The sequence below is a fragment of the Spirochaetota bacterium genome (assembly GCA_040756435.1).
Classification (GTDB): Bacteria; Spirochaetota; UBA4802; order UBA4802; family UB4802; genus UBA4802.
On sequence record JBFLZD010000087.1, the window covers coordinates 1 to 8,607 of the forward strand.

The 8,607-nt window shown below is 36.2% G+C and carries 8 protein-coding genes and 2 tRNA genes; 8 read left to right on the top strand and 2 right to left on the bottom strand.

Annotated features, from left to right (window positions below; genetic code table 11):
• Window positions 1-380: 380 nt before the first annotated feature.
• Complete coding sequence (locus AB1444_15595; GenBank protein ID MEW6528080.1) at window positions 381-1,280, bottom strand: aminotransferase class IV; 900 nt, start codon at window positions 1,278-1,280, stop codon at window positions 381-383.
• Window positions 1,281-2,298: 1,018 nt separating this feature from the next.
• Between AB1444_15595 and AB1444_15600 the strand changes: the two genes are divergently transcribed.
• The 8 genes from AB1444_15600 (at window position 2,299) to recR (ending at window position 6,858) form a co-directional block, all read left to right on the top strand.
• On the top strand, window positions 2,299-2,481 hold the full coding sequence (locus AB1444_15600) for a hypothetical protein (protein MEW6528081.1): 183 nt from the start codon (window positions 2,299-2,301) through the stop codon (window positions 2,479-2,481).
• A 138-nt stretch (window positions 2,482-2,619) separates the two neighbouring features.
• On the top strand, window positions 2,620-3,126 hold the full coding sequence (gene ndk, locus AB1444_15605) for a nucleoside-diphosphate kinase (GenBank protein ID MEW6528082.1): 507 nt from the start codon (window positions 2,620-2,622) through the stop codon (window positions 3,124-3,126).
• 58 nt (window positions 3,127-3,184) lie between these two features.
• Window positions 3,185-3,832: an adenylate kinase gene (locus AB1444_15610; GenBank protein MEW6528083.1), complete on the top strand. Its 648-nt coding sequence runs from the start codon at window positions 3,185-3,187 to the stop codon at window positions 3,830-3,832.
• Window positions 3,833-3,930: 98 nt separating this feature from the next.
• Window positions 3,931-4,019: transfer RNA gene (locus AB1444_15615), tRNA-Ser, on the top strand.
• A 228-nt stretch (window positions 4,020-4,247) separates the two neighbouring features.
• Window positions 4,248-4,332 (top strand) — tRNA-Ser (locus AB1444_15620).
• Between the two features lie 27 nt (window positions 4,333-4,359).
• Window positions 4,360-5,916: a DNA polymerase III subunit gamma/tau gene (gene dnaX / locus AB1444_15625; GenBank protein MEW6528084.1), complete on the top strand. Its 1,557-nt coding sequence runs from the start codon at window positions 4,360-4,362 to the stop codon at window positions 5,914-5,916.
• A 14-nt stretch (window positions 5,917-5,930) separates the two neighbouring features.
• Complete coding sequence (locus AB1444_15630; GenBank protein ID MEW6528085.1) at window positions 5,931-6,260, top strand: YbaB/EbfC family nucleoid-associated protein; 330 nt, start codon at window positions 5,931-5,933, stop codon at window positions 6,258-6,260.
• Between the two features lies 1 nt (window position 6,261).
• Window positions 6,262-6,858 (top strand): recombination mediator RecR, encoded by a 597-nt coding sequence (gene recR, locus AB1444_15635; GenBank protein MEW6528086.1) that lies wholly within the window; start codon window positions 6,262-6,264, stop codon window positions 6,856-6,858.
• A 1-nt stretch (window position 6,859) separates the two neighbouring features.
• On the opposite strand, the gene der is transcribed toward recR, so the two are convergent.
• On the bottom strand, window positions 6,860-8,164 hold the full coding sequence (gene der / locus AB1444_15640) for a ribosome biogenesis GTPase Der (GenBank protein ID MEW6528087.1): 1,305 nt from the start codon (window positions 8,162-8,164) through the stop codon (window positions 6,860-6,862).
• Between the last annotated feature and the right edge of the window lie 443 nt (window positions 8,165-8,607).

The window sequence follows — 8,607 nt, forward strand, 5'->3', positions numbered from 1 at the left end:
TGACGGGGATGCGTTTATACGACAGCACATAGTTTATGAAATTTATAATGAAGGTATGCAGCGGTAATTTATACAGAGGTGCATAGTGTTTGAAAAGTTCTAGATGTTCAGAGGCAATACAGGTGGTAGTTTCTATATTCATATAATCCCTCCAAAGTATATATTTAGCAGTGAAACAGTAATAGCTACTGTGCTTAAATATAAAATATATCATGAATAATGCAAATAAAAAAAGTTGGTATAATATCTATTTAGTTAATATGGCTAAAACATTTTTTAAACTTGATAACAGAATTTTAGAAATACAACAAAATTATATGTTTACCATCAATAATATGTACAAAGAATAAAAAATTAATGTATGATTACAGCATGATATTTTAAAAGTAATATAAATATTTATCCACTAACGGGTGATTGCCAAAAATCAACGAGCTAACTTTATCCTGTATTATTTGTGAGATAGCTCCGGGAACGGGGCTAAATGTAACTTTATCAATGCTTGCAATAGGCTGTATGTTATTGACGCTGCCGCTGAAAAAAGCTTCCGAATACTGATTGATGCTTTCTACAGGGATGTCGCATTCTATAGCAGGAATGTTATCATGATTGGCTATATCAAGTACTATCATTCGTGTTATACCTGGCATTATTGAACGAAGAGTCGGCGTATAAAGGCTCTGACCCTTTACAAAAAAGATATTAGCAGTGGCAGCTTCGGCTATATAACCCTGAGTATCCACAAGTATAGCATCGGTGAACCCTTTTTGCTTTGCTTCCATTTGTGCTAAATAGCTGTTTACGTAATTACCTGCAACTTTTGCGTACACAGGCACGGTTAAAGGGTCAATTTTTTTATACGTGCTGATGCATGCACAGGAAGGTTTTGAAAGCTCATGTACATCAAAATTCAGAGTTTCGTAATTGATGCAGAATATTGCAAGAGAAATCTTCTGAGAATGTGGTACAATGGTGAGTTCTATATCATCATAATAGGCAAAGAATTTAACAAGGCCGTTTTTACAATTATTGGCCTTTACACAGGTAACTATCGCTTCAACTATTTGTTCTTTGCTATATGGTAACTGTATGTGCAATGCTCTGGCACTGTTGAAAAACCGCTCACAATGTTGATGTAATCCCAACAGGGCAGTGCCTTTATCATTGGTAACTATCTCCAAAACTTCAAATATGGCTGTCCCCCTGCTGAAACTATGTGAAAGCAAGGAAACCTTTGCATTATGCACATCGATTAAAGTACCATTGAACCACGCAACCATGGGTCATACCTTTTTTATTTAAGCTAATATATACCACATTAAGTACAGACGCTTGTAACACATACGTATGTACTAAGTCAAATCAATAAAAAATTTTGATTATATGCTAAAAAAATAAAAAGAGGGCGTACATTTGAATTAGATAATGCAAAAATAATTTGGGTAGAGCGCATCCAGACAAAAGTTATGATATGAGTTGTGATAGGAGATGGAGATAATGTTGCTTATATTACATATTAGAGGTGTACTGTGGGGGTTCATGGGATTCTTTGTTTAATACAGTTACTGTTTATTGGGTTATTGCTGATGCTAAATGTTAAGATATTTTCAAAGGCTTTTTGACCGAAAAAATAAGTGTTAAATCAGCATGTGCATATACTGTACGGTTTGGTGACTACATTTTGTATTTCATATTTCACTGTTGGTTTTCTATATTCTGCGTTTACTGGGCTTTTTGCTGGATTGGTTCTGGAATTTTTGCAATATTTTATACGTGGCGATAACTTACACATAGAAGACAGAATACGTGATATCTTTTTCTGGACATTTCGCGGAATGATAGGGTATAGTTTTTATATTGTAAAAATAAAAAAGTGTGAAAAATAAATAAAGAGGCAGTAGTAATTCTGTTAAATAATATAAAAATTTATTGACAAAATTATGGATCTATACTATGAGTGAGTAATCACTCATAGTAATTTATAACGTAGTATGCCGATAATAGTATTGGGAGCAAAATTATCGTTAATGCTATTATGAATTTCAAGGTGTCAATTTAGAAGAACTATCTGAAAAATGATTGTGGATAGCTGGTGCTTTGAAACGTTATAAAGAATTTTTATGTGTTATTCATGCAGAAATTTTACACCTGATTCTATTGTAAAAGGAGGTATGTCTTAGGATATATATTTCATCGAAAACGATATAATGCTTGACAAATTTTAAATTTACGCTATATTGCATTTGAGACATAAAACAAATATTGGGATTTTTGTTATAAATAAACGGAGGAGTATCCATGCTGGAGTACAATGTAAAGAATGAGTATGAGCTCATTGCCAAGCATTGCCCACAATGCCAGGCTCTGGTCATGGCAGCGGTAGTGAAAACTTTGCAGGGTGAAATCCTGAAATATAAGGATATCCGCTGCTCAAGCTGTGATTGGCAAAGCCCATTAGCTCAGCTAAAAAGTTCTTGCTAAAATAAGGCTATTCAGAGTAATAGCACTGCCATAGTTATAATATCTTCTGGTGGTCAATTTGTTGACACTGAAAGATTAATAGTGTTAACATACACACAGAGGATGGGATCCTTAAAAAATCATAAAAGAGGTAACACTATGGCAGTAGAGCAAACGTTGGTCATCATAAAACCTGATGGCCTTGTAAAGTCATTAACAGGGAATATTTTAACCCGCCTTTCAGAAGCAAAATTAATAATCGTTGGTGCTAAGGCAGTCCGTGTTTCAAGAGAACTGGCTGAAAAGCACTATGAACATTTAAAAGATAAGCCCTTCTTTGAAGAGTTGATTCAGTACATTATGGGGGAGTTACATAAAACCTATAGAGTTGTTGCATTTGTATATGAAGGTGAGGATGCAATAAAGAAAGTAAGAGATATAGTAGGTGATACTAACCCTGAAAATGCAAATCCTGTTACTATACGGGGAGCATATGGAAGAATTACCACAAGTGGTGTATTTGAAAATGTTGTGCATGCTTCATCAAGCCCTGAAGATGCTGAAAAAGAAATTAAATTGTGGTTTGAGCCTCATGAACTTGTTGATATTCTTTATCCTGTTAAAGAAGTGACCCTTGAAAAAGTAACAAAGAAGGTATGGGCGTAAGAAGATGTAAATTGCAATTCGCATCTTCATATCATAATTATTATGGAGGATTTATTATATGCGGATTATTCTTTTAGGTGCACCGGGAGCTGGTAAAGGAACTATCGCCAAAATGCTTGTTGAAAAATATGGAATTGTTCAGATTTCCACTGGCGACATATTGCGTCAGGCGGTGAAGGAAGGTACACCGGTAGGGAAAAAAGCAGCAGAGTATATGAATACTGGAAAACTGGTTCCTGATGAACTGATCATGGATATTATAGAAGAGCGCATAGCACGGCCTGATTGCGCAAATGGGTTTATATTTGATGGATTCCCAAGAACCATACCTCAGGCTGAGGCACTTGAAAAATTATTTGCTACCAAAAATATGACTATTGATGCAATCATTAATCTTGAAGTGCCTGAAGATGTGGTTTTAAAAAGGCTTACCAGCCGCAGAACCTGTTCAAATCCTGATTGCCAGGCAATTTATAATATTAATACCATGCCGCCAAAGAAGGATGGTATATGTGATAAGTGCGGCAGTAAACTGGTGCAGCGTGATGATGAAACGGAAGAAGCAATAAAGGTACGCCTTTCCACATATTATGAAAAAACACAGCCTCTGATTGATTATTACAAGAGCAATAAAACCTATTTTGCAGTACCTTCACTGATTGCTCAGGAAACATTTGATGAAATTGTTAAGCGATTAGGCAAATAAAAATTTCTTTACAAAAAGATCAGATGTATTTTTTATAATTGAATGGAATATTTGTAATAGATAGTGTTGGGACATCACCTACACTATAAACTATGTATGGAGAGATGCCTGAGAGGTCGAAAGGGGCGGTCTCGAAAACCGTTGTCCCGGGTGACCGGGACCGAGGGTTCGAATCCCTCTCTCTCCGGATGGTAGCAAAAGAATCAGAGATTGTTTTTGAAAGTGCTATATGTAAATATGGAAAACATGAACCAAATTTGTACATTGTACTGAAATCGTTTCAATGAATGATTGTAAAATTGTATTATTCCACCCACAGAGAATAAAACGTAGATATTCATATTGAATTTTAAAGATTATTGACAATAAAACTACACAAGGTAAAAGTGTAATAACGTAACAATTAAAAACTTACGGAGAGATGTCTGAGAGGCCGAAAGAGCACGGTTGGAAACCGTGTGTAGCGCAAGCTACCGGGGGTTCGAATCCCCCTCTCTCCGAAGAAAAAAGCTTGGTAAAAGGAATATATGTCATATCAGGTAATTGCACGAAAGTGGCGCCCGCAAACCTACAGTGAAGTTGTAGCCCAGGAACATGTAGCAAAAACTATAGCAAATAGCATCAGCAAGGGAAGAATTTCCCATGCTTATCTTTTTGCAGGTCCCAGGGGTGTGGGCAAAACCACCATGGCACGTATTGTAGCAAAGTCACTCAATTGTGTTAATGGACCAACACCTGAGCCATGTGGAGTATGCGAATTCTGTACCGAGATTAAAAATGGCAATTCTTTTGATGTTATTGAAATAGATGGCGCATCCAATACTGGCGTTGATAATATCCGCGAATTGCGCGAAAATGTTCATTCTGCACCTTTAAAATCCCGCTATAAAGTATATATCATTGATGAAGTGCACATGCTATCAAAATCAGCATTTAATGCGCTTCTCAAAACACTTGAAGAACCTCCACCACATGTTGTATTTATATTTGCAACTACCGAAATTCACCAGATCCCTGAAACAATACTGTCGCGGTGTCAGAAATTTATATTTAAGCGCATCCATGTTTCCCAGATTGTAAAACAGCTTTCTACTATTGCTGAGAAAGAAGGATATAGCATTGACCAGAAGGCGTTGTATCATATTGCCCGTGCCAGTGGCGGTTCGATGCGCGATGCCCAATCACTGCTGGATCAGGTTATTTCGTTTGGAGGCAAAGAGGTTACTGAGCAGGATGTTCTTTCTCTTTTGGGTATTGTTTCATTAAAACAGTACTGTGATTGCATTTCAATTATTGTGCAGGGTGATGTTCCGTCACTTATCCATTTCATTGAGGATATCATAACTGCAGGTGTAGATATTGCCCGATTTGTCACCGGTTTTGCAGATGTGGTGTACGCTATGCGTTTGTGCAGTGTTGCCGATGTATCAGCACTGCTGGGCTACTCTGATGAAGAGCTAAATATTTTAAAGCAGACTGCACAGCATTTTCATGATGAGCAGTTGAGTCTTTTTTATACTATGCTTCTGGATTGCCAGAAAGAATTAAAATATACCGGCAATGAACGTGCTGTTGTTGAGATGTTCTGTATTGACATTATGCACATGTTAAAACGGCCAACGTTAGCTTCAATTTTAAAACAACTGGATGAAACCCCGCAGACAGTTCAAAAAAAAAACCTGAATGACGATACACCAAAAGAAAGTAAAACGCAGGATGATACAAAAATCATCATGCATGCATGGACTCAGTTTCTACAAAATCTGCGTGAAAGCAAGCAGTATATGTTCTTTAAACTTACCCATGTGAAAGCGTCATACAGTGAGGGGCAACTGGTTCTTTTGGTTATGGGCGATAGTACCAATGGATTTTATAAACAGTTACTATCGAAACAGGAAATAAAACAAATTGAAGACGAATTATTTAAACTCAGCAAACGCAAGGTGGCAATACGCATTGAATCAGCTAAAAATGATGTGCCGCCACCTGAAGCGGTGATGTTGCCCCATGCTGAGGATCCGGAAAAGCCACATCCACTGGTTGAGCAGATTAAAACCATTTTTGATGGTGAAATTATAAAATAACAAGGAGCATTACGATGAATTTTAAAGATATTGGTCAGTTAATGAAAGCACAGAGCGAGTTAAAAAAAATTCAAAAGCGGTTGAAAAAAGCTGAAGTTACTGCTACAAGCCGTGATGAGATGGTAACCGCTACCGCTAATGGTGATAATGAGCTGGTTTCAATTATAATTAATGAGGAAAAGTTCAAAAATAGTAATGTAAAAACGCTGGAACGCAATATTATTGAGGCTGTGAATAAAGCATTTGAAGATGCAAAGGAAATGGCATCAAAAGAAATGATGAAACTTACAGGTGAAATGGATATATTTGGCATGGCAAATGAACTTAAAAAATTCATGAAATAATATGAATCTACCATCTAAATATCTGGAAAACTGCATTCATGAGCTATCAAAATTGCCGGGAATTGGCTCTAAAAGTGCATCGCGTATTGCGTTTTTTTTATTGAAAACACCAAAAGCTAATGTTGATGCTCTGATTGGTGCTATAAACCAGCTGAAGGATAATATACGGTATTGTGAAGAATGTGGCGGAATATCTGATGAAGCTTTGTGCAGTGTGTGCAGTGATAATGAAAGGGATAAAACCATCCTGTGTGTAGTAGAAGAGCCTGAAGATATGCTCAGCATTGAAAAATCAGGTGCATTTAATGGCCTGTATCATGTACTTGGTGGTGTTATCTCTCCACTGGATGGTGTGGGGCCCGAAGAACTTTCAATCAACAAGCTTGTTGAGCGATGTAAAAGTGGCATTAAAGAAGTTATTATTGCCACAAACCCCACAATAGAAGGTGATGCAACAGCCCTGTATATTGCATCCCTTCTGAAACCATTGAATATTAAAGTCATGCGCATTGCCCATGGATTGCCGGTTGGTTCTGACTTAGAGTTTGTTGATGCACCTACGCTTGCAAAATCCATTACCGGCAGAAGGGAAATGTAGGCTATTTTCTGCCGCTTACCTCAAATACTATAGGAATTCCATGCCAGTTAAGCTCTTGCTGCAATGTTTTTTCCAGAAAACGAGATACATCTTTGCGGAATAATTCTGGTTTGTTGACAAAAAGGCGTATGACAGGTGGTGATGTATTGGTTTGTGTTGCGTAGTATATCTTTAAATCCCCACCAAGCAAAGGCATAACATGCCTTTTCTGCACGTTTTCCAATATCACATTAATCTTTGATGTTTCAACTTTCTGTTTTGCACGGGTACTTATTTCCAGTGCTGTCTGCAATAATTTATGTATGCGTAATTTTTGCAAAGCTGATATGGAAATAATAGGGAAGTCTATTGCGCGATAGTATTTAAATAGTATTCTATCCTTAAAATTTTCAAATGTTTTGTGATCTTTTTGAATCAGGTCCCATTTGTTAATGGCAAGGACAGTGGGTTTGTGCAATTCCATGATGATGTCGGCAATCTTTTTATCTGTTTCGGTAATGCTGCTGGTTGCATCAATTAAATGAATGACGACATCAGCTTTGGCGATAGCTTCTTTGGAACGGACTAAAGCATAATATTCAATTGTATTGTCAATTCTGCTTTCCCTGCGTATGCCGGCAGTATCGATAATCATGATGATTTTGCCATGAAATTTGAATGTCTCATCAATACTATCGCGTGTTGTACCTGGTATTTCAGATACTACTGCACGCTGATACCCCAGAAACGCATTTAATAGTGTAGATTTGCCAGAATTTGGACGCCCAACAAGTGCAATTTTACAATCAATTTCAATAGTTTTCTTCTTTTTATGGGGAAGATGAGTTACTATTGTATCCAGAAGGAGATCAATATTGCGCTTATGTAATGCTGAAATTGGGATAAATTCCTGTCCAAGTTCATAAAAATTAGGAAGACATTCCATATCTTCTTTATGGTCTATTTTATTTATGGCAATGATATATGGCTTATTGAATTTGCGAATCAATTCCAGCAACTCATAATCGTATGAAGCAATATCGGGTTTTTCAAACAACAATACAAAAACATCAGTCGATTGCAGGTGATGAAATGCTACCTGTTTAATGTGATCAGACAGGGTTGCATTTGGTTCTAGATCAAGACCTGGAGTATCATTGATGATAAAAGTAACTTCGCGGTAGTGCAGAATATACGAGACAACATCACGTGTAAGCCCGGGATGTTCGTCAACAATTGCTTTACGCTGCTTAATAATTGTATTAAACAGAGTTGATTTGCCAACATTTTGCCTTCCAATGATTGATATAACTGGCAATTCTTTCACAGAATTCCTCACACTATTTGTTTTATATAAGCTATCTTCAATTATTATTATTAAAATTTTGAATGTTAATTACTAGTCCTGCCTTTAGTTGCATGGGTCATCTTTTGCAAAGCTTTATTCATAATATTTAATTCATGAGCAATTATCTTATAATAATAAAAATGTATAAGAACATGATGTCAATAGTTATTTAAGCAATTAGGAAATTAATTTCTAATGTTTTTAATGATTTTATTCGAATTTTAAATAAGTTAAAATAATTTAAAAAATTTTTCGCTAATTATTCCTGAATGTGGAAATTTGAATAAAATATAAAAGGGGGTGTCCCAAAAGACACCTCTTTTTTTTAAAAAAATTAATTTACAAGCAATTAATGCGACATAAAATTGTCGCATGAAAAAACAACGAAAACCAACAATACCAGTATTTAAGGAATACCATCA

What these genes read in the sequence shown, in the direction of transcription:
- ndk (MEW6528082.1), top strand. Translation starts at nt 2,620, where the DNA reads ATGGCAGTAGAGCAAACGTTGGTCATCATAAAACCTGATGGCCTTGTA.
- AB1444_15600 (MEW6528081.1), top strand. Translation starts at nt 2,299, where the DNA reads ATGCTGGAGTACAATGTAAAGAATGAGTATGAGCTCATTGCCAAGCAT.
- dnaX (MEW6528084.1), top strand. Translation starts at nt 4,360, where the DNA reads ATGTCATATCAGGTAATTGCACGAAAGTGGCGCCCGCAAACCTACAGT.
- AB1444_15595 (MEW6528080.1), bottom strand. Translation starts at nt 1,280, where the DNA reads ATGGTTGCGTGGTTCAATGGTACTTTAATCGATGTGCATAATGCAAAG.
- AB1444_15610 (MEW6528083.1), top strand. Translation starts at nt 3,185, where the DNA reads ATGCGGATTATTCTTTTAGGTGCACCGGGAGCTGGTAAAGGAACTATC.
- AB1444_15630 (MEW6528085.1), top strand. Translation starts at nt 5,931, where the DNA reads ATGAATTTTAAAGATATTGGTCAGTTAATGAAAGCACAGAGCGAGTTA.
- recR (MEW6528086.1), top strand. Translation starts at nt 6,262, where the DNA reads ATGAATCTACCATCTAAATATCTGGAAAACTGCATTCATGAGCTATCA.